This window comes from Njordella calcicola, assembly GCF_056494125.1.
In genome coordinates this window covers 3,137,990-3,157,036 of record NZ_CM151396.1, presented here as the reverse complement: position 1 = coordinate 3,157,036, position 19,047 = coordinate 3,137,990, and the positions used below count along the sequence as shown (strand labels likewise).

Below are 19,047 nucleotides of genomic sequence, written 5' to 3'. Positions count from 1 at the left end.
TAACTTCCAACCACATCAGCATCATAGGGAGTGATTCTTAATGGCAGATTAGAGGATTCGCGAACCGACAATCACGCTCGCGATTCGATCCATGTCCAGGCTCACAATAGAAAGTGTCGTAGTCCGACCTTTCGCCTAATAAAACAAGAAAACGCGAGTCCTGGCCACAGAGAGTTCGCAACTTGTTTCCTCCCAGTGAGCCAGACCAATCAAGAAGGATAAACACATTCAGACAGACGATTCATGGGCTTTGCCCCATGGCATCTGGCCGCTGCCGTGATGGTCAATCAAGCTTTTGTAGAGATGCTTGCAACTTTCTCGACTGGGAGAGGCTATCAACTTTCTAAGCACGACGACAGGTCCGACGCCTATGGGAACAGAGCATCTTTGCCCGCCTGCGGTCGGCGTTCATGCCACAGGACGAACCGTCATTTGGGATGCACCTATCGTTGGGAGAGATTGGTAGATTTCCTGCTTCATTACAAGCTTATAGCAGCGCCAACCAACTTGCCTTTAGTAGTTTATTTCAGAGAGTTTCCAGCATCGATCGATGCAACACTGGTCAATTCCCGCCACGCCAATCGCTGGTCATCCCAGTTGAGCATGGCGGCAATCGGGCGAAGACGCTTTTCGTGGATCTTGGGCTTGCCCTTGGTACTCGGCAGATTGAGTAACGCTTCCTGGATGTCGGGCGCGAGTTGATTGAGCGCCATGATCTGGCTCACTCGTGGCTGGGTAACGTGTCCGCGCCGAGCTAACTCGATCATGTCTGTCGCCTCGCCGGTTCGAATCATCTCGTTGAAGCGAATCGCGAGGGCCATAAGCCTGGAGATGCGAGGTACCTTGCTCGTTGGTCTTGGGAGAGGGGGTTCAGCATTCGGATCGATGGGTCGAATCGCGATGCGACCTCGTGAAGCGATGCTAACATTCAGTTTGCGTTTGATAGTGACCATTAAACCTCCTGTGATTGTTGCTCAAGCGACTCGATGCCGCTTGCGTGAAAGGAAATTGCAATCGTGCAGTCGCTTTGATCGAACTCGACCTTCGAGACAAGCAGCGCCAAAAGTTGTGCTTTCTCACGCGTAGTCAATGCGTCCCAGATACGATCAAAGTCGATGAAGGCCTCTTCGATCTCCTGCGTCGATAACTCTTGCTTTTCCAGATCCAGCAGTTGGCGGTTCACTTTGGCAAGCTTGTGTTCCGCTTCTTCAATCCGCTCTTGAACATCGGCAATTCGGTAGACGATCGAATTGTTTGGTTGTTGGTCGAGGGCCAATTGCTGAACTTCACCGTGATCGCGATTGAGTTGGCGTGTGAGCTGAGTCTGTTGCGACTCCAGTTCCTTTTTGCCTTGTTGTGTGGCGTCCATCGCCTGGCGAATGATCTCGTCACGAAGCTGAGTGTCCCGCGAGATAGATCGAACTTGGTCGACCACAGCCGCTTCGATCTCGCCGGCTGGGAGAGACGGATGTTTACACGATTGCCGTCCACGTTTGATCGCACGGACGCAAGTGTAATAGCGATAGACGATCGAGTTGCGTTTGGTCATGTTGTGGACCATTGCAACATTGCAGTCCGGGCATCGAATTAATCCTTTCAGAAGTCCACCGTGTTTGCTTGGAAGCCGGTTTCCACGGTTGAAGCTGTTGTCCCTTAGCTGTGCCTGCACACGTTGGAAGATGTCTTCGTCGACGATCGCTTGATGTTGACCTGGATAAAGGTCGGTCTTGTGTTTGATTTTCCCGCAGTAGATCGGATTGGTCAGCATCGCATGGACACTGCATTTGTCGAAAAGGCGACCGCCTTTAGGAAGGCCTTTCTTCGAATGCCAGAGTTTGTTTCTCCAGCCACGTCTGTCGAGCTCTTCGACGACCGGCATCAAGTTCTTGAGCTCGAGGTAGAGCGAAAAGATCCGACGAACCTGAGTGGCCTCCTCGGGATTGATCACCAATTTCGGTGTGCGTTCGCTACGATCGACGTCGTAGCCAAGGACCGGGTAGCCACCGGTCCATTGGCCGCGCCGACATTGGGCAGCCAACTTGTCGCGGATGCGTTCGCCGATGATCTCGCGTTCGAACTGTGCAAACGAAAGCAGAATGTTCAGCGTCAACCGACCCATCGAATGCGTCGTGTTGAAATGCTGTGTCACTGAGACGAAGGAGACGTTGAACTTATCAAATGTCCCCATCACTCGCGCGAAATCCAGTAGCGAGCGGCTCAGTCGATCGACCTTGTAGACGACCACGCAGTCGATCTTGCCGGCCTGGATGTCTTCCATCAGACGTTTGAGCGCCGGCCGTTCGATGTTGCCACCAGAGAATCCACCGTCGTCGTAGCGATCATAAACGATTTCCCAGCCTTCACACTTTTGGCTGCGAATGTACGCTTCGGCCGCTTCACGCTGAGCGTCGAGCGAGTTGAACTGTTGATCGAGGCCTTCTTCGGTGGACTTTCGAGTGTAGATCGCGCAGCGAATTGTTTTGGGGCGCGGTGTAGGTTTGTTGCTCATGCTCTCCTTCCAAGTCGAAAGAATAGAAATCCATTGCAGTGCGAGCCGCTAACTTCTTTTGCGATCGCCGTGAGGGACTTGTAACGCCGTCCCTCGTATTCAAAGCCGTCCTTCAACACGATCACACGGATCATGTTGCCCTTGTATTGCCGCTCCACGATGTTGCCTGGTGGAGGTAGCCGCGGGTCCCAATCGACAAAGGAATCGGGCTCGGCCAAAACCAACTTCACGCCGTCGGAGCTGTATTTGCGTGGAGCCGTCACGCGTGTATCGGCGTCAACAGCCAACTCCTCAGCTTTCTTGATTGCTGCTCTAGAAAGTCCACCTTCATCGTTCGCTTGCAACCGCCACGCGATGCGCCGGATCAAATATTGTTTGTTGCGGCTGCGACATTCCTCTTCGAAGACTTGTTCGTAGCGTTGGACCAACTGGCTGACCGTCTTGTCCTGCAGTTCGGCGATCTCGATTGTTACGTTTGGACTCATTGTTCACCTCCGTCCTGAATCGGAGTCATTGACTCAATCTGGTCAATGCTTTCGTCATTCGCTCGCAAGCTCTCGGCTTGAGATTGCTGGTCGGTGGGATACGCCTTGGCATCCGGCATATGCGACTCGAATGCCTTGGCGACCAATGGTTGTTTTTTTACTCGTACGACCCCTCTGGCTAGCAGAGCTGCAATGTCTCTGTGTCTCGCTTCGTTGCTCACGAATTACCTCCTATCTGAATGTCTCGATCTTTTCCAAAACCCAGCGTTTTGGAGACGGCGGACACAGAGAGGGGTTTGTTGAAAACGAAATCAAGCGGCTCGGGTAAAGAGTCTCCGAGATTCTCCAAAACAGGTCTCTCCTGCGCCGAAACTTGGCTTGATTCGTCATCCAATTCGCGGTCTGCTGCCACACATCGGCGAATGCCGCGAAGCAATATCTCGGCGACGGATCGAAAGCGAACAGACGCCGGATCGCGGGCAAGTTCGTCGTCGGTGGGAAGAGAGTCGAGAGAGTAAGCGTCGATGGTTCTGCCTCCATGGAAAGACCTCTTCGAGGGAACCGAAATGGCATCCCTCCCAGATCTATCTATGCAAAACAGCCGACGCGCGTCCCATTACCCCACGAGAAAATTCGCAATTAACGACCTCTTAGTGGGGCAAATTCTGCAACAGAACATTTGGTCGTTATTTTTTACCAATGATCTCGACTGACTGCCCGGCTTGCAGTGAACCGGCTCGCAGAAGGACTATTGTCTCACTTCCGTCGAGACCCGACTTGATCTCTACGTCATCTCCAGCGCGAAGACCAAGCTCGATGGGGCGATATTGAATCTTGCCATCGACCACAACGCAGCATCTGGTCTCGTCGGCGGATTTGAGGATGGCTCCCGTTGGCAAAGTTAGTACATCTTCACGTTGCTCAAGAAGCAATTTTGTCGTCACAAATGCTCCAGGCAGCAATTTCAAATTGTTGTTGTCGAGATCGATTTCGGCCGAGAGTGATCGACTCTGCGGATCGAGCTGCAGACTGGTTCGAGTGACACGAGATTCTATTTTTCCATTCGGCAGCGACGGCGAAAGAATCGTTACCATATCGCCTGCTTTCGCATCTCCAAAACCGGCGTCGACCCAACCGGCTTCGCTTTCGGGAACGTTCACGAAAACTCGCACCTTGCTGACATTTGCAACCGTCATCAGTGGCTTTGCGTTGCTGGCCCCGGCCGGTTGGACGTAGTGCCCGGCGTCGACATGTCGGCTTGTGACAAAGCCGTCGAATGGTGCCGTAAGTTCGGTGTAGGTCAACATCGTCTCGGCTTGAGCAATATCGGATTGCGCTACTTTCAACTTGGCTTTGGCCGCGTCGATGTCTGCTTGAGCGGTTAAGACGTTCGCTTCGGCTTCTCGTTGGCGGGCCTTGGCCGATTCAATCAGGGCCATTGCTTCTTGGCGCGCGGCGTCAGCAGATTGAAATTTGCTTGATGTCTCATCGGCAAGCTTTGGTGTCACGGAACCCTTACTAACAAGCTGCTGAATTCGCTTGAGTTCCGAATCCCAGCGAGCGAACTCGGCATCGGTTCTACCGACTCCCGCTTCCGCTTGGGCTATCATGGATTTAGACGAGTTCGAGGCGGCCTCGGCGGCAACCAATGCGGCCTCGGCTTGCTTGACTTGAGCTTCGGCTTGGCCAAGCAAGCCACGCTTTTGCTCTAGTTGGTCCATGTACTCCGGTGCGTGGAGACGCACCAGCACTTGGCCTTTGGAAACCTTGTCGCCAATGTCAAACTGCACCGACTCCACATAACCTGGGAGCTTCGACAGAATTGGCGTCTCTTCAAACGCGACAACGCGTCCCGGCTGCTCCGTAAATAGCTGCAGTGTCTTCTTTATGGGAACGCCGGCTGTGACTCGATCCAGCGAGTTTGCCGATGCGGCTCCACTGACAGCTGCTGTATTGATCGCATCCTTCGAGTCACATCCTGCGATAGCGATCAAGAACGCGGAGGTGAGTACAGAAATTATAGACAGTGTTTTGTTCATGTTTGGTTAGATTGGGTGAATGTTTGAATGTGCTTAGGCTGCGAAGTAGCGACTTTCAGGATCGTCGGGGTCCATCGAGGCCGATTTCAAGCTCGCCTTGGACTGCAACATCGCAAAGAATAGTGGTAGTAGAAATAGCGTGGCTAAGGTTGCGGCTATGAGGCCACCCACGACCGCGCGGCCCAGCGGTGCGTTCTGCTGGCCAGATTCTCCAAAAGCCAGTGCCATCGGTAACATGCCTGCGATCATTGCCAAGCTTGTCATGAGGATCGCGCGTAAGCGACTGCCCGCACCGCTCACAGCAGCAGTCTTCACATCGCTAACTTCGCTGCGCCGTTTCTCTGCAAACGTCACGAGCAAAATCGCGTTCGCCATCGCGACACCGACGGCCATGATCGCCCCAATGAATGACTGAATATTCACAGTCGTATTGGTGAGGTAAAGCATGATCACCACACCCGTGACGACGGCTGGAATGGTAGAGACGGTAACGAGCGACAGCCGAATCGACTGAAAATTAGCCGTCAGTAATAGGAATACGGCCACAATCGCAAGAAGCAATCCAATCGATAGTCCCGACTGCATTTCTTGCATCGGCGGAATCTGACCTCGCACCTCTACCGTGCTACCCGTTGGCGGATCGCCAGCACGTGCTATGGCTTTCTGCACGAGAGCAGAGACTGAACCAAGATCGCTCCCTGCAATATTGGCGGTCAACGTGACTTGGCGTTTCATATTGTACCGATCGTATTGACCTGGCATCGTGCCACGTTCGAGCGTGGCGACGTCTTGAATAAGTACTTGGCCGTCCGCTGTCTTGCGAAGAGGTATGCGGCCGAGCTGAGCCACAGAACCGATGGTCTCTACATCATAAGGTGATCGCACGACTGGACGCGGCAGTTCAACTTGAACTTGATAGGCGACGCCGCTCTTGGGATCAGCCCAATAGTTCGGAACAACGAAGCGACTCGATGAAGTTGCAGTCACTAATGCCCGCGAAACATCGATAGGCATCAGGCCTGCCATACCAGCTTTCTCGCGATCTACGTTCACCTGGACCGTTGGGTAATCCATCGATTGACCGAGCTGCAGATCTCGAAGCGCAGGCACTTGAGCTAGTTCTTTTCGAAGTTTTTCAGTGAACTCGCGATTCTTTGCAAAGTCCGCTCCACTCACAACGACTTCGATGGGCGTTGGCGAACCGAAGCTCATGACCTCGTTCACGATGTCGGATGGCTCAAAGGAGAATCGGACGTCGGGCATCTCCTTGGCAAGTCGCTCGCGAACTCGCTCTTTCATCACCTCGTCCGAAAGATGCAATGCTTCACTGAGGCCTATGTAAAGTATCGCTTCCTCGGGACCTCGCGACCATTGATATACCGCATTCACCGGAAAATTGGAGTGAATCATGCCCACATAGCCGAGTGTTAGCTCGATGTTTTCAGGCCCCAATTCATCGCCGATTATTTGCAACGCCTGCTTGGCTAAGGCTTCAGATTTCTCAATGTGCGTACCATCAGGAGCTCGCATACGCAGGCGGAATTGCCCCGCATCGACGACAGGAAATACGCCACGTCCCAACTGAGGCGCAATCCAGGCAATCAGTCCGACACAAACCGCCAAGTAGACAGGAACAACGATCCATCGCAGTTGCACAAGTCCTGACAACAGTCGCTCGTAACCGTCTCGAAGACTATCAAACGCCGTACGTTTCGCGGCATGCCCATTGGAACTCTTGAGTAACCATACAGACATTACCGGGACGAACGTACTGGAGAGAAAGTAGGATGCGATCATCGAAAAACCGACTGCCAAAGACAATGGTACGAACAACGCTCGCGCAGCTCCTTGCATGAAGAACGACGAAACAAAGACTGCCAAGATGCAAAGCATGGCCAGCAAGCGTGGAACGATGGTTTCCATAGAACCGTCGCGTACTGCTCTTGCTAGCGGCACGCCGCGTTGCAAATGGGAATGGATGTTTTCGATCGAGACAGTTGCCTCGTCAACAAGAATGCCGATCGCCAAAGCCAGTCCACCCAACGTCATCAAATTGATCGTTTGACCAGTGATCCAAAGAGCCAAGATCGAGCAGAAAAGTGCCAGTGGAATATTCAGTACCACAATCAACGAACTTCGCCAATCGCGCAAGAACAGCAAGATCATAAGCCCCACGAGCACGGCACCGAGAACGCCTTCGGTAACCACACCTCCAACTGCGCGGGTAACATATGGCGATTGATCGAACTCAAAGCGAACATCGATCCCTTCGCCATCGGCACCGAGCGCTTCCTTCATTTTAGGAAGAGCGTCTTTGATGTTGTTGATGACGCTCAACGTCGAAGCTTCAGCCCGCTTCGTCGCGAGGATGTAGACCGCACGTCGGCCATTGACCAACGCATAACCCGCCGGCGCGTCGGCCGAATCTTGAATGACGCCAAGGTCACGGATGAAGACGGGGTTCTCGCCCATGCGAACAGGTATTGAGCCCAATTGCTGTGGATCTTTCACCACCGAGTTGACTGGTACGATCGGGTACGAGTCACCTATAGGCACGTTACCCGAGGGACTGATCGTATTGCCCCGCGTAAGCGCGACGATCACTTCGTCCGGTGACATGCTGTAGGACTGCAACTTCTTGGGATCGACCGTGATGACGATCGAGCGAGCACTACCACCAAACGGCGGCGGTGCAGAAACACCAGGCAGACTCGAAAACATCGGACGTACACGGAAAAGTGCCAAGTCTTGGATTTCGGCGATGCTTCGTGTGTCGCTTGAGAGCACTAGGTAGCCAACTGGAACGCTACCCGTGTCGAATCGCATCACAAACGGGGATACGGTACCAGGCGGCATGAACGCTTGCGAGCGATTCACATAGTTGATCGTCTCTGCCATCGCTTGAGCCATATTGGTTTCAGGATGGAAGTACAACTTCATAAGCGCCGTTCCTTGTACGTTCCGCGATTCCACGTGGTGAATGCCGCTGATGTACAGGAAGTGATACTCGTAGTAGTTGGTCAGAAAGCCTTCCATCTGCGCCGGGTCCATCCCACCGTAGGGCTGGCAGACGTAGATGACCGGCAAATTCAGCTTCGGGAAGATGTCCACTTCCATACCCTTGGGCAATCCCGCTGGGTAAGGCCATTTGTAGTGCTGAAACACCGACGGACCGACAGCCAGGAAGCAGCCGAGTGCCAAACTGAGAACGAGAACCATGACGGTCGCGGGGCGACGCATGGCGGAAAGTATGAGTTGCATGCAGTATGGAGTCCGATTTAGTCCGCGAACAACGGGATGGGAACTTGCCGGCCCAGCCGATTCCGATTCGCTAGGCGGTAAGGTTTGCCAAACAGGAATCCCCATCTTAATCGCTGCATCGATCAGCCACTAAGGCCGTACGATTAGAAGTTGCTAATCATTCGCTTCAGCCGCTATTAGCGGACCCATCGTTTGTCGAAACAAATCTAGTAAAGACGCTACAAACGGATTTGAATCCCAAAACCAGGGAATCTGAGGAACAACGAAATGAAGCGAAGCCTTAAACTCTGGATTGGGGCAGTGACTGGTTCGATGGTTTTCGCCGGTTGTGCCACTACCCAGCCAGTCACCAAGCCGCCTTTAGTTAGCACGACACCTTCAGCGGTTGGCGCGATCGCCATAAAGCCTTCGGACGTGAATCCCGTCCATCCGGTATCCCACGTTACACCTGCACCAGCCACGGCAAACGAACCAAGTCCAGAAACGCAAGCAAGTGCGTCGTCCAACACGATGACACCGACTGCGGTAGTCGCCGTGGCATCAAACGTACAGTTACAACCTATCGAGCAAACGACATTGCCGGAGATCTCTGGCGATCAGGCGTCTGCGTCGCCAGTCCCAATCAACCTGCCGACAGCGCTGGCTATGATCGGCGGACAACATCCAGTCGTCGGCTTTGCTCGCTGGAGAGTTCAAGAAGCATACGCACAGCTCGACCGAGCCAAGGTCATGTGGCTCCCGAGTATTCAGTCAGGCTTCAACTATCGCCGTCGTGATGGCAACTACCAAGATGTGCAAGGTGCGATTGTCGATGTGAATCTCAATTCGTTCAATTACGGTCTTGGCGCAGGCGCAGTCGGAGCGGGGTCGCCAACTCGTCCGGGCGTCGTGGCTCAATTCCACTTGGCCGACGCAATCTTTTTGCCCAAGGCTGCGGAAATGACAGCCTGGGCGCGTGGACATGCTGCTACTGCGACGCTCAATCAGCAACTGCTCAATAGTGGCATCGCATACATCGACCTGTTGGAAGCCTATCAGGATCAAGAGATCATCGCCGAAGCGGTCAAGCGAACGTCCGACCTTGCTACGCTAACAGCTAACTTTGCCGATGCAGGCGAAGGACTGCAATCCGATTCGGATCGCACCGCAACAGAGCTTGCATTACTACAAACTCGTCAGCTTGCGATCAAAGAAAGGCAACTAGTCGCATCGACGCGATTAGCACGAGTATTGAGTATCCCGATGTCTTCAACCCTATTGCCGCAGGACACCGTAGCCGTTCCACTCGATATGCTTCCGCAAGCTTCTGATGAGCCCACTCTGATTGCAACTGGATTATCGACGCGGCCCGAATTGAAGGAGTCACAAGCGCTGGTCGCTGCTGCCTGTGAAGCCTTCAAGCGTGAGAAGTACGCTCCATTTGTTCCGAGCGTTCTTCTAGGCTTCAGTACGACCAGCTTCGGTGGCGGTCTAGGGAGCAGCGCAGACAATTTTGGTGGACGCTATGACGTGGATGCCATGATGGTTTGGGAAATGCGTAATCTTGGTTTTGGAGAAGGAGCAGCTCGACGTGAGCGGAACTCCCAAGTCCAACAAGCGAATTTCGTTAAACTGCGAATCATGGATCAAGTCGCTCAAGAAGTGGCCGAGGCCAACGCTCAAGTCGGCATTCGCAAGCAGCAAGTCGAAATGGCGCAAACGGCCATTGGGCGTGCACAAGACTCTTACCAGCGGAATATCGATCGCATTCGTGATGGCCAAGGGCTGCCGATCGAAGCCCTGCAAGCGATTCAGGCCCTTGAGACCGCACAGCGAGCTTACATGCGGGCCGTCGTCGACTACAACCGCGCTCAGCTGCAACTTCAATGGGCCCTTGGCTGGCCGATAAGTTCATCCAGTTTGCCGATGGAACCATCACCTACCGAATGATTTATTCGTTGGGCAGGATGACACGAAATAGCGTTCCCTTACCGAGTTCACTTTCAACTTCGCATCGTCCTCCGTGATTGGTGATGATGCGACGAACAATACTAAGCCCCAGCCCTGAGCCTTGAATGGATGACTCAATCCCACTGGATTCCTTTGCTCCATACTCGCTTTCACCGCGAAAGAACCGTTCGTAGATGCGTGGCAAGTGCTCAGTGGCGATCCCTCTTCCTGAATCTCGCACGCTAACGATTGTGTTGTGACCATCTCCCGTCGTTTCGATTTCAACGATTCCCTCAGCAACATTGTATTTAATCGCATTGTCAATCAGATTGTGAAAGACCTGCCGCAAGGAATCATAATCACCCTTTGCAGAAATGGGTTCCTCGCCGGTAACCAGTCGAATCTGAACTTGAGCCCTATTCGCTAGGGGTTCTAGGGCTTCCACCACTTCGGTCAACAGTCGGTCAATTTGAATTGGCTTTAAGTTCGATTTATTGATTGATGATTCCGCCCGACTCAGGGCCAGCAATTGGCTCGTAAGACTTGTCAGTCGTCCACATTCTTCAACGATGCTACTCAGTCGCTTGTTCGTACGAGAGTGATCGGCATCGCTGTGCAATCCCATTTCTGCTTCACTGCGAATGATGGCGATTGGGGTGCGAAGCTCGTGCGACGCATCGGCTGTGAATCGTTTGATTTCATCAAAAGATTCGTCCAGCCTCGCCAACAACGAGTTGATCGTAGCGGTCAAATGACCGATTTCGTCGTTCGGATTGGCTATCGCAATTCGCTCGTGTAGATCTGTCGCAGAGATGGAGTCCGTCTTGAGCCTCAGTTTTTCAACCGGCGAAAGTGCTCGCACCGCCAACAAATAGGACAACGCAGCAGAAAGCACCAGCGCCGGCGGAATGGCGAATAGGAAAGTTTTTCGCACCAGCCATAATTCTTCATCTAGGTGCTCTAGCTCTGCCAGCACATAGATTCGTAACGGTTGCTCGTGACTTTGGACTTCACGAGAAGCATATCGAATCCGCCCTAGCGTAGAGTCATGAATGGTACCGCCATAATCGTTGACGAGACTAGGGAGCAGCCGAACGATGTCGACTTCATTTATCGTTGCTGTTGCTCCTACTGTATTCTGAAGACTGTCGCGGACGAAAGCGAAGTAGTCGCTGTGTTCTCCAAACTTCCCAACCCAGTCGCGAATAGCATCTTCAACCGAACTGCCCCCCTGAAGCGACTTCTCGAGTGTTACTAAGCGGTTTTTCAGACTCTTGTCGAGCATGTCGAAGTGCGATTGGCGCAACAACTGATACACGCCTATTCCAAACGCAACCAGGATGAAGGCGAATGCCAGCGCATTCCAAATCGTCAGTCGCCAGCGGATATTGAGTCGCGTTTGCCTCATCATGTTTCATCTCGAATCATATAGCCGATGCCTCGAATGGTTGTGATGACTTTTGGCAAACCAGGCAGTTCAATCTTACGACGCAATGAGTTCACGCAAACATCAATCGCATTGGTTAGAATCCCACCAGGTTCCTTCCACACGTCTTTCGCTAGCATCTCCCGTGACACACTTTGATTTTTGTGCCGGAGAAGATACTCGAGCAGCTCAAACTCTTTCTGGCTGAGTTCAACGAGCGTGTCATCTCGCAACACGGTGCGTGCAATAAAATCCAGTTCAATTCCTCCGAAGCGGATCACCGAATCTCGTTTGCCGCTTTGCCGGCGGAGAAGCACCCGAACTCTCGCCAGAAACTCCGCATGTGCAAACGGTTTGATCAAATAGTCATCTGCACCTGCGTCCAGTCCCGTAACGCGGTCCTCAACCGTATCACGCGCGGTCAGAATCATGACTGCTGGCGGCTCATTTTGCGTTCGGAGTTGCCTAAGCAGGTCCAGCCCGTCACCGCCAGGTATTCCAAGATCCAACACAACAAGATCTAGATTCGCTTCGGTGATTGCTTGAAAGGCATCTGCGTAGACGGCAGCGCCGGCGGTTTCGTAACCTTCACTCGCCAAGAGTTCTAAGAGATTGCTCCGGAGTTTGGCATGATCTTCAACAACTAGTACTTTTGCCACACGGTAATTCCGGTCCAAACGACATCTCCAGTTACATCACACAGATTCTGATTTTCTTCGCAATTAACTTCACAGGCAATCCAGCTTTGATTAGAAGTTGCTAATGTGCGAGTAGTTGCTTGCCATACCGCCACCACACGAGCCCGGCAGCGATTAGCGATAATCCAACAAGCCATACTGCTCGATCAACCCAAAACGCAAGGAACAGGCATGACAGCAGCCCTAGCCACGCGATCGCCCGGGGGTAACGCCTTTCGGCATCCGACATTTGAATTGCCGCCAGGTTGGTAATGGCGTAGTAAATCAGAACGGTAAACGCACTGAATGACCACGTTGTCTTCACATTGCCAGTGAGGATCAGAACTGCAATGAGCGTCCCAACCACGATTACTGCGTTTCTCGGCGAGACACCGGATTGATCGATTCTACCTACCGCGCGAGGCATATCACCTCGGCGTCCCATCGCTAATACCACACGAGATAGCCCGAGGACTAAATTGATCAGAACTCCCAGCATTGAGGTTACGGCACCCACTGCAATCACATAACGTATCGCGGGATAATCGAAATTGCTCGCCACCATTTCTAGCGGTGCTGCTTCTGATTCCGCAGCAGCACTAAACGCTTCTGCCCCGACAACGCCGATCGACACCCACGCAATCGACACATAGAGCGCCATGGATATGCCAAGCGTGACAATGATGGCGATGGGAATATTCCGACTGGGGTCACGAATCTCTTCACCGAGCGTCGCGATTCTGCCGTAGCCCGTGTATGCCACGAACATCAGGGCACAGGCCTCAAAAACGCCACTCAACGAAGTTGATGGCAGCGTCGTGCGTGAAGCAATTGCGATGGGTCCAGTAGCGGGCGCATGAATGATCGTGACCACTCCCGCTACGACGAACAGAACCAAGGACGTGAGTGTCAATGAAACTACAGTCGCATTGAAAATACTACTCCAGCGAATGCCTCGCAGAACGAATCCAAGCACAACCAGCAGTGCTCCAAGCCCGATGGGAATCTGCATGTTCGTCGACTCGATGCCAAGCAATCGCAAACCGTATCCGGCAAACCCCAGGGCAGCCGTGGCGGCCGACGCGCTCTTGGCGCACAGAAACATCCAGCCAGCGGTAAACCCCAGACTTGGATGAAGCCATCGATACCCGTATTCGTATGTTCCACCACTGACAGGATGTGCCGCCGCGAGCTGTGCACTGCTGAGACCATTGAGCGTCGCCACGACTGCCGCGACCCCAATCGCAATTACAATCCAATCTCCGGCAACTCCGGCCGCATGACCAATGCTCACAAAGATGCCAGTGCCAACGATCGCACCCAAGCCCATCATCGTCGCACCAAAGATCCCCACGTCTCGACGCAAGGTCCCCGTGACTGGCTCAGGTTGGCTATTGGAATTCATGGATGCTCTCGGTAAAGGCCTGAGCTGGATGTATGGCTCAAATTACTTGTCTGGGTTATTTCGTTTGCTCACTGCCTTGCAAATACGCGAATAGATCCCGGGCCTCTTCGTGGGTTAGCTTTTGAAGGATTCCTTCAGGCATGACGGATACCGTAGACGCTTTTCGTTCTTCGATGGCAGACTTCTGTATCGCAAGGGTTTCATTTGCGGTTTGCAGAGTCAGCGAGAGTTCGTCTTCTGAGAGTACGAGTCCCGTCAACACCTTGCCATCATGCGTAAGGAATTGCTGCGTCATGTAATCAAAGCCAACGGTAGCATTTGGCGCAATGATTGACTTTATGAGGTAGTTGCGATCGGACATGGGGAGTGTTTGAAGATTGGGGCCAGTGTGGCTGCCCTCGCCGAAGATTGAGTGACAGTTCTTGCAGCTTTGAGTAAACAATTTGTGACCGTTGGCTCGATCTGCCTTCGCGATAACCTCGTCGCTCAGAATATCTTGATATCGTTTGATTTCCTCACGCACCTCATCTGCTATTGGTTGTATGGTTGCGAATCGAGATCCCATAAATAGCACGTTTTCTGATCGATGGCATCGAATGCATCCTTCGTGAAGGCTATGGATCGCGGAATCGAGAATTTCCGCTTGTTGCTTTTCAATAGCCGAAAGCATTTTGGGGATTTCAACGTCCAGAAACGGTCTTGCAGACTTTGCTCTTTTTGGTCGACGTTCGATACCGAGACTTATGGTGTGACCAATCTTCTCCGTTTGATATTTGGCATACTCAAAGTTGCGGTTTTTGACCGCTTCGACCAGTTCATCGTATCGATACCCCACCTCCATCATGGTCGTATCAAATCCTCGCATTTGGCGTTCAATCTGCGAAAACTTGTCATCATCAGGTAGGTCTAACCAAGTGAGCTGTGCCGCCTTAGGCGCAGCGACCGTCTGCGCGGATGCAACTGGAAACTCGGGGACATAGAGCTGCACCAAGCTTCCCGTAAAGAGCCCAACGAAGACGCCGATTGAAACCAAAAGAAATGAGTGCTTGGACATTCGATCGATCCTCCTGCAAATACCTGTGGTCTCGTCTCAAGCACGTGGTCATCTACGACGTGCTATTGGCCCATGGCAAACTCAGGCTAGGCCCCACGCAATTGAGCGTCAATATCGTGGAACGCTTCATTAGGAGGATCTAATGCTAAACCGCCGTTTAGCCCTCTATTCAATCGGCAGCTTCAGTTTCGCACCCCTTTGGAATCCGGAATTCTCGAGGTGCGAGTGACTGTCTCGCCTGCTTTTGATTTCAGTGAAACGTCAACCTGACTCAGTGGATCGGTGTAATTCCGTGGAATATCGCCCGTCAGTGAACTTAGGAACGCGACGATGGATTGAATCTGGGTATCGTTCAGTTCCTGGTCGAGCTGAACTTTTGCCATGACTCGAACAGCTTCGCCTAAGCTGGCCACCGATCCATCATGAAAGTAAGGTGCTGTCTTCTCTATGTTGCGCAGCATGGAAACGCGGAACTGGTACTTGTCCTCTTCTTTATTCGACGATTCAAAAAGACCTGCATCCGTCTGCTTCGACCCCGTCGCCTTCCAATAATCCTGATGAACACCAAACTTCTCAAGACCCTCGCCACCGAGCAACTTTCCCGAATGACAGTCCGCGCAGCCAACGCTCATAAACAATCGAAGCCCTGACTTCTGCTGTTCGGTCACTGCGTCCAACTGCCCACTCAAGTAGCGATCAAAGGCTGCTGGAGTGCTAAGAGTGAATTCGTAGGCTTCGATCGCCTTGGCGTAGTTCACAGGATTCATTGGGTTTTCCGTCTCCGGAAACGCAGCTTTAAACTTGGCCTCGTAGCCATGCCGCTTTATCAATTCAACGACGTCATCTGCGCTGGCAAATCCCATCGAACCCGTAAGTGACTTCTCCGCTTGGTGTGCACCCGACTTGCGATCTCCAGTCCACCGCAGATTGGGTTGCAGCATTGCGTTAAATACCGTCTGCGAATTGCGCTTCGTTGGCTTCTCTTTCGCGTCGATCGAGAATTGCTCAGAGTCAGCACCCCAGTCGGAGGCCGCATGGCAAGAGGCACATGCAATTTTGCCGTTGGCCGAAAGTCGCTTGTCCCAGAATAAGTGTTGTCCCAGGACGGTCAGTGGCTTCTCAAGTTCTTCCGGCTCTGCAGCAGTGATCAAGCCGAAATTAGCTTGAGCATCTTTAAGCAGTTCATCGACTGGCTCATTCCCGTGAGAGTCTGACATGCACAAGTTGATCGCTATTGCGAAAGTTAGCAGCGTCGAGAACCTGAAGATACTGTCGACTTGATTCATGATGAAATTCCTATTGTTGAAGTTTCGGTTTCCCGTGTTTTTCGACTACAGCGTTACTCGATTACATTACGCGCCGATAGACGCCAAAAAAGAACAACTGCTGCTTGTCCGAGGGAGTAGTGTGCTTATAGTTGCAGCAACTCAATGATTCAAAAGACGGCCCCAGCGCCTCTTCCATCGTAGCTGCATCGTATTGTTGGATCTGGAGTCCGCTACATTTCTCTGGACCACCGATGGCGAATGTCCCTACGACGAAGTAACCGCCAATAGGTAATGTTCGCGTGAGCAAATCGAGATACCGCCGACGATCTTCGATATCGGTAATGAAATGAAACACCGCTCGGTCGTGCCAGATGTCGAACTCGCCCAGCGACTCCGCTTGGGTAATGTCGGCAACCATCCATTCCACTTGCGACGCTCGTTCGCCTAGTCGAGTTTTGGTCGCTTCGATGGCGGCGCTGGAAATATCCAACACAGCCACCTGCTTGAATCCCGAGTCGAGCAGACGATCGACGAGAAACGATTGCCCGCCACCCACATCGATGATTCGGCCACGCTTTTCGCCAGTAGCCTCGAGGATCAAGTCCAGCGATTGTTTCGGGTCAGGCTCGTACCAACTGACTTCGGTCGAGCTCTTCGTTTGGTAGACGTTTTCCCAGTGCGCTGTCTTGTCCATAAAAATCCCTGCTTGTGCGAGTCATAAGAGGCAGTAAGATTGTATTCGGATATGCGAATACAACAACCCGGAGAAAGATCTTGACGGAGATCGATACGAAATCAGCCACCGTGCTGCTGCGAGCCTTTGCGCACCCCACGCGACTGGCCATTCTGCAAGAGCTTTCGAAAGGTCCGAAGTGTGTTACCGACCTCGAAGACCTGCTACCCGCACGACAAGCGAATCTGTCGCAGCATTTGGCGTTACTCAGGCACACGCAGTTAGTCGACTTCGCTCAGGACGCACAGACGCGCTGTTACTATCTGGCCAGACCAAAGTTGACTGGACTATTACTCGAGGAGCTCGCTCGTAACGAAGTCCCCGTCTCGAAATCAACGGAGCAAATCAAAGCCGAGAAGGCCAAGCTCGAGGCCAAACAATCCGCGATGCCGAAGAAGCCGAAGCAAGCGAGCAAACGCACGGCGAGAGCTCGAGGATGAACCAGCCAATCTATCTGGATTACAACGCGACCACTCCACTCTCACCTTTGGTCAAAGCCGAGTTGCTGAGATTGCTTCAGCTCGATCTCGGCAATCCCTCCAGCCGTCACTGGGCAGGTGCGCCCGCTGCTGAGATCGTCGAGCTATCAAGGATTCGCATCGCTTCGCTTATCGGTTGCGATCCCACCGAGATCATCTTCACATCTGGCGGTACCGAAGCCAATAACCACGCAATCAAGGGCGTGTTCTTCGCGAACCGCCATCGACTGAAACAGCCGCACTTCATCATCAGTTCGATCGAGCACCCCGCGGTTACAGAGCCGCTGCGTTTTCTTGAAACCCTGGGGGCTCGCGTGACTCGAGTGCCCGTTGAGGAACATGGCCTGATTGATCCTGACGATGTTCGACGCGCCATTGAGCCTGAGACCGTGCTCATTTCGATCATGCTTGCCAACAACGAAGTGGGTACAACCCAGCCTATCGAAGAGATCGCTGCGATCGCACAGGCCCACGGAGTTCTGCTCCATACCGATGCCGCCCAAGCGGTCGGCAAGACCCCTGTGGACGTTGAATCGATGGGCGTTGACATGCTGTCGATCGCTGGTCACAAGCTCTATGCTCCGCAAGGCATTGGTGCGCTGTACATTCGTGAAGGAGTTGAGTTAGCCCCTTTTATGCACGGTGCAGGGCACGAAGGCGGCCGACGTGCGGGAACAGAGAACATACTCGAGATTGCAGCCCTCGGAGTCGCTTGCCAAGAAGCAGCAGACTGGATTGACGATGCTCGGATCGAAAACCTGCGAGATTACTTTTGGGAGCGCCTGCGGAACGAATTCGGTGAGCGAGTCCATTTGAACGGCCACCCAATCAAACGGCTGCCCAATACGCTGAATGTCAGCTTCGACGGCATCGCTGGCTACGACCTGCTGGCTCATTTTCCATTCATGGCTGCATCTACTGGTTCCGCTTGCCACGCCGGTAAACAGAATAAGAGTCCAGTCCTGACCGCAATGGGGCTGAACTCGGAAAGATGCTTGGGTGCGGTGCGTTTCAGCCTCGGCCGATCGAGCTCTAAAGAAGAGATCGATATGGTGGTGTCAGCCTTAAGTAAACGATTATGTCTGTAAACAAACTACTTCATTTCATTTGGTCTATATTTCTTCTGACTGGCTCTAGCCTCGGCTACGCGGTTGCCATCGCTCAGGAGACGGTGATCGACCAGGACGCAGTCGTAGCAAGTAGCTCGCGGTCAATCACGCTCAACGACGGAACTCGACAGGACTTCGAGCAGCTTGATTTCCCTTCCGGCGTTCGTCGGATCTATCTTCGCAGTTGCGACATCGACGATACGTCTTTGAAGCGGCTAACAGGTTTAACTCAGTTACAGTACCTATCGCTTGAAGGCTCGAAGATTAATGGTGAAGGACTCGCTATCTTGAAGACTTTACCTTCGTTGAAGTCTCTTTCGCTCAGCGGTACTAGAATTTCGGACGAGTCGCTTAAGCATCTTCTTGGCGTAAAGAACCTAACCACGCTTCAGCTCAGTGATACAAGCGTGAGCGATGAAGGCACTGTAACTTTGGCTTTGCTGACTCGACTGGAATGGCTCTACCTCAACCGCACCAAAGTTTCGGACGCATCGATGCGGAATTTCGGCGATCTACGACAACTCAAATTCTTATCGCTTCTCGGCACATCCATCACTGACTCTGGCGTAGCCGACCTACACGCACTGGTTCCAAGTGTCAGAGTTCGTCGCTAAGGCTTGCCCTGTAACTGTGTGGATGAATAGGTTAGATCGCAAACCCATTCGCAGCATTA

Annotated in this window: 16 protein-coding genes; 4 read left to right on the top strand and 12 right to left on the bottom strand. The window is 52.8% G+C overall.

Features of this window, described 5'->3' with window-relative positions:
* Positions 1 to 521: 521 nt before the first annotated feature.
* The 6 genes from SH302x_RS11905 to SH302x_RS11880 form a co-directional block, all read right to left on the bottom strand.
* Positions 522 to 953, bottom strand: a complete 432-nt coding sequence (locus tag SH302x_RS11905; RefSeq protein ID WP_479368909.1) for a hypothetical protein — start codon at positions 951 to 953, stop codon at positions 522 to 524.
* Positions 953 to 2,509, bottom strand: coding sequence for a recombinase family protein (locus tag SH302x_RS11900; RefSeq protein ID WP_479368908.1), 1,557 nt, complete (start codon positions 2,507 to 2,509; stop codon positions 953 to 955). Before SH302x_RS11900 ends, SH302x_RS11905 begins: the two co-directional genes overlap by 1 nt.
* On the bottom strand, positions 2,506 to 2,994 hold the full coding sequence (locus tag SH302x_RS11895; protein WP_479368907.1) for a DUF2924 domain-containing protein: 489 nt from the start codon (positions 2,992 to 2,994) through the stop codon (positions 2,506 to 2,508). Before SH302x_RS11895 ends, SH302x_RS11900 begins: the two co-directional genes overlap by 4 nt.
* On the bottom strand, positions 2,991 to 3,215 hold the full coding sequence (locus SH302x_RS11890) for a hypothetical protein (RefSeq protein ID WP_479368906.1): 225 nt from the start codon (positions 3,213 to 3,215) through the stop codon (positions 2,991 to 2,993). The genes SH302x_RS11895 and SH302x_RS11890 overlap by 4 nt, the downstream gene beginning before the upstream one ends.
* A gap of 465 nt (positions 3,216 to 3,680) precedes the next feature.
* On the bottom strand, positions 3,681 to 5,033 hold the full coding sequence (locus SH302x_RS11885; RefSeq protein ID WP_479368905.1) for an efflux RND transporter periplasmic adaptor subunit: 1,353 nt from the start codon (positions 5,031 to 5,033) through the stop codon (positions 3,681 to 3,683).
* 33 nt (positions 5,034 to 5,066) lie between these two features.
* Positions 5,067 to 8,294: an efflux RND transporter permease subunit gene (locus SH302x_RS11880; RefSeq protein ID WP_479368904.1), complete on the bottom strand. Its 3,228-nt coding sequence runs from the start codon at positions 8,292 to 8,294 to the stop codon at positions 5,067 to 5,069.
* A gap of 267 nt (positions 8,295 to 8,561) precedes the next feature.
* On the opposite strand from SH302x_RS11880, the gene SH302x_RS11875 reads away from it, so the two are divergent.
* On the top strand, positions 8,562 to 10,223 hold the full coding sequence (locus SH302x_RS11875; RefSeq protein ID WP_479368903.1) for a TolC family protein: 1,662 nt from the start codon (positions 8,562 to 8,564) through the stop codon (positions 10,221 to 10,223).
* Between the two features lies 1 nt (position 10,224).
* On the opposite strand, the gene SH302x_RS11870 is transcribed toward SH302x_RS11875, so the two are convergent.
* From SH302x_RS11870 to SH302x_RS11845, 6 genes are all read right to left on the bottom strand, one after another.
* Positions 10,225 to 11,634 (bottom strand): sensor histidine kinase, encoded by a 1,410-nt coding sequence (locus SH302x_RS11870; protein ID WP_479368902.1) that lies wholly within the window; start codon positions 11,632 to 11,634, stop codon positions 10,225 to 10,227.
* Positions 11,631 to 12,308: a response regulator gene (locus tag SH302x_RS11865; RefSeq protein WP_479368901.1), complete on the bottom strand. Its 678-nt coding sequence runs from the start codon at positions 12,306 to 12,308 to the stop codon at positions 11,631 to 11,633. Before SH302x_RS11865 ends, SH302x_RS11870 begins: the two co-directional genes overlap by 4 nt.
* Before the next feature lie 100 nt (positions 12,309 to 12,408).
* Positions 12,409 to 13,731 (bottom strand): APC family permease, encoded by a 1,323-nt coding sequence (locus SH302x_RS11860; protein ID WP_479368900.1) that lies wholly within the window; start codon positions 13,729 to 13,731, stop codon positions 12,409 to 12,411.
* Between the two features lie 55 nt (positions 13,732 to 13,786).
* Positions 13,787 to 14,785 (bottom strand): c-type cytochrome, encoded by a 999-nt coding sequence (locus SH302x_RS11855; RefSeq protein ID WP_479368899.1) that lies wholly within the window; start codon positions 14,783 to 14,785, stop codon positions 13,787 to 13,789.
* Positions 14,786 to 14,967: 182 nt separating this feature from the next.
* Complete coding sequence (locus SH302x_RS11850; protein WP_479368898.1) at positions 14,968 to 16,071, bottom strand: cytochrome-c peroxidase; 1,104 nt, start codon at positions 16,069 to 16,071, stop codon at positions 14,968 to 14,970.
* A 61-nt stretch (positions 16,072 to 16,132) separates the two neighbouring features.
* The gene (locus tag SH302x_RS11845; RefSeq protein WP_479368897.1) at positions 16,133 to 16,747 is read right to left on the bottom strand and encodes a class I SAM-dependent methyltransferase; all 615 of its coding nucleotides are present in this window, start codon (positions 16,745 to 16,747) and stop codon (positions 16,133 to 16,135) included.
* Positions 16,748 to 16,827: 80 nt separating this feature from the next.
* Here SH302x_RS11845 and SH302x_RS11840 point away from each other — a divergent pair, with 80 nt between their 5' ends.
* From SH302x_RS11840 to SH302x_RS11830, 3 genes are read left to right on the top strand one after another with little or no spacing between them, the layout of a single operon-like run.
* Complete coding sequence (locus SH302x_RS11840; protein ID WP_479368896.1) at positions 16,828 to 17,226, top strand: ArsR/SmtB family transcription factor; 399 nt, start codon at positions 16,828 to 16,830, stop codon at positions 17,224 to 17,226.
* The gene (locus SH302x_RS11835) at positions 17,223 to 18,353 is read left to right on the top strand and encodes a cysteine desulfurase family protein (RefSeq protein WP_479368895.1); all 1,131 of its coding nucleotides are present in this window, start codon (positions 17,223 to 17,225) and stop codon (positions 18,351 to 18,353) included. The genes SH302x_RS11840 and SH302x_RS11835 overlap by 4 nt, the downstream gene beginning before the upstream one ends.
* Entirely contained in the window at positions 18,344 to 18,988 is a 645-nt protein-coding gene (locus SH302x_RS11830) for a leucine-rich repeat domain-containing protein (protein WP_479368894.1), read from the top strand. Before SH302x_RS11835 ends, SH302x_RS11830 begins: the two co-directional genes overlap by 10 nt.
* Positions 18,989 to 19,047 lie beyond the last annotated feature (59 nt).

Bases quoted from the DNA above. Each gene is read 5' to 3' on its own strand.
- SH302x_RS11855 (WP_479368899.1), bottom strand. From the start codon at position 14,785: ATGTCCAAGCACTCATTTCTTTTGGTTTCAATCGGCGTCTTCGTTGGG.
- SH302x_RS11830 (WP_479368894.1), top strand. From the start codon at position 18,344: ATGTCTGTAAACAAACTACTTCATTTCATTTGGTCTATATTTCTTCTG.
- SH302x_RS11845 (WP_479368897.1), bottom strand. From the start codon at position 16,747: ATGGACAAGACAGCGCACTGGGAAAACGTCTACCAAACGAAGAGCTCG.
- SH302x_RS11850 (WP_479368898.1), bottom strand. From the start codon at position 16,071: ATGAATCAAGTCGACAGTATCTTCAGGTTCTCGACGCTGCTAACTTTC.
- SH302x_RS11835 (WP_479368895.1), top strand. From the start codon at position 17,223: ATGAACCAGCCAATCTATCTGGATTACAACGCGACCACTCCACTCTCA.
- SH302x_RS11875 (WP_479368903.1), top strand. From the start codon at position 8,562: ATGAAGCGAAGCCTTAAACTCTGGATTGGGGCAGTGACTGGTTCGATG.
- SH302x_RS11895 (WP_479368907.1), bottom strand. From the start codon at position 2,994: ATGAGTCCAAACGTAACAATCGAGATCGCCGAACTGCAGGACAAGACG.
- SH302x_RS11900 (WP_479368908.1), bottom strand. From the start codon at position 2,509: ATGAGCAACAAACCTACACCGCGCCCCAAAACAATTCGCTGCGCGATC.
- SH302x_RS11880 (WP_479368904.1), bottom strand. From the start codon at position 8,294: ATGCAACTCATACTTTCCGCCATGCGTCGCCCCGCGACCGTCATGGTT.
- SH302x_RS11885 (WP_479368905.1), bottom strand. From the start codon at position 5,033: ATGAACAAAACACTGTCTATAATTTCTGTACTCACCTCCGCGTTCTTG.
- SH302x_RS11860 (WP_479368900.1), bottom strand. From the start codon at position 13,731: ATGAATTCCAATAGCCAACCTGAGCCAGTCACGGGGACCTTGCGTCGA.
- SH302x_RS11870 (WP_479368902.1), bottom strand. From the start codon at position 11,634: ATGATGAGGCAAACGCGACTCAATATCCGCTGGCGACTGACGATTTGG.
- SH302x_RS11905 (WP_479368909.1), bottom strand. From the start codon at position 953: ATGGTCACTATCAAACGCAAACTGAATGTTAGCATCGCTTCACGAGGT.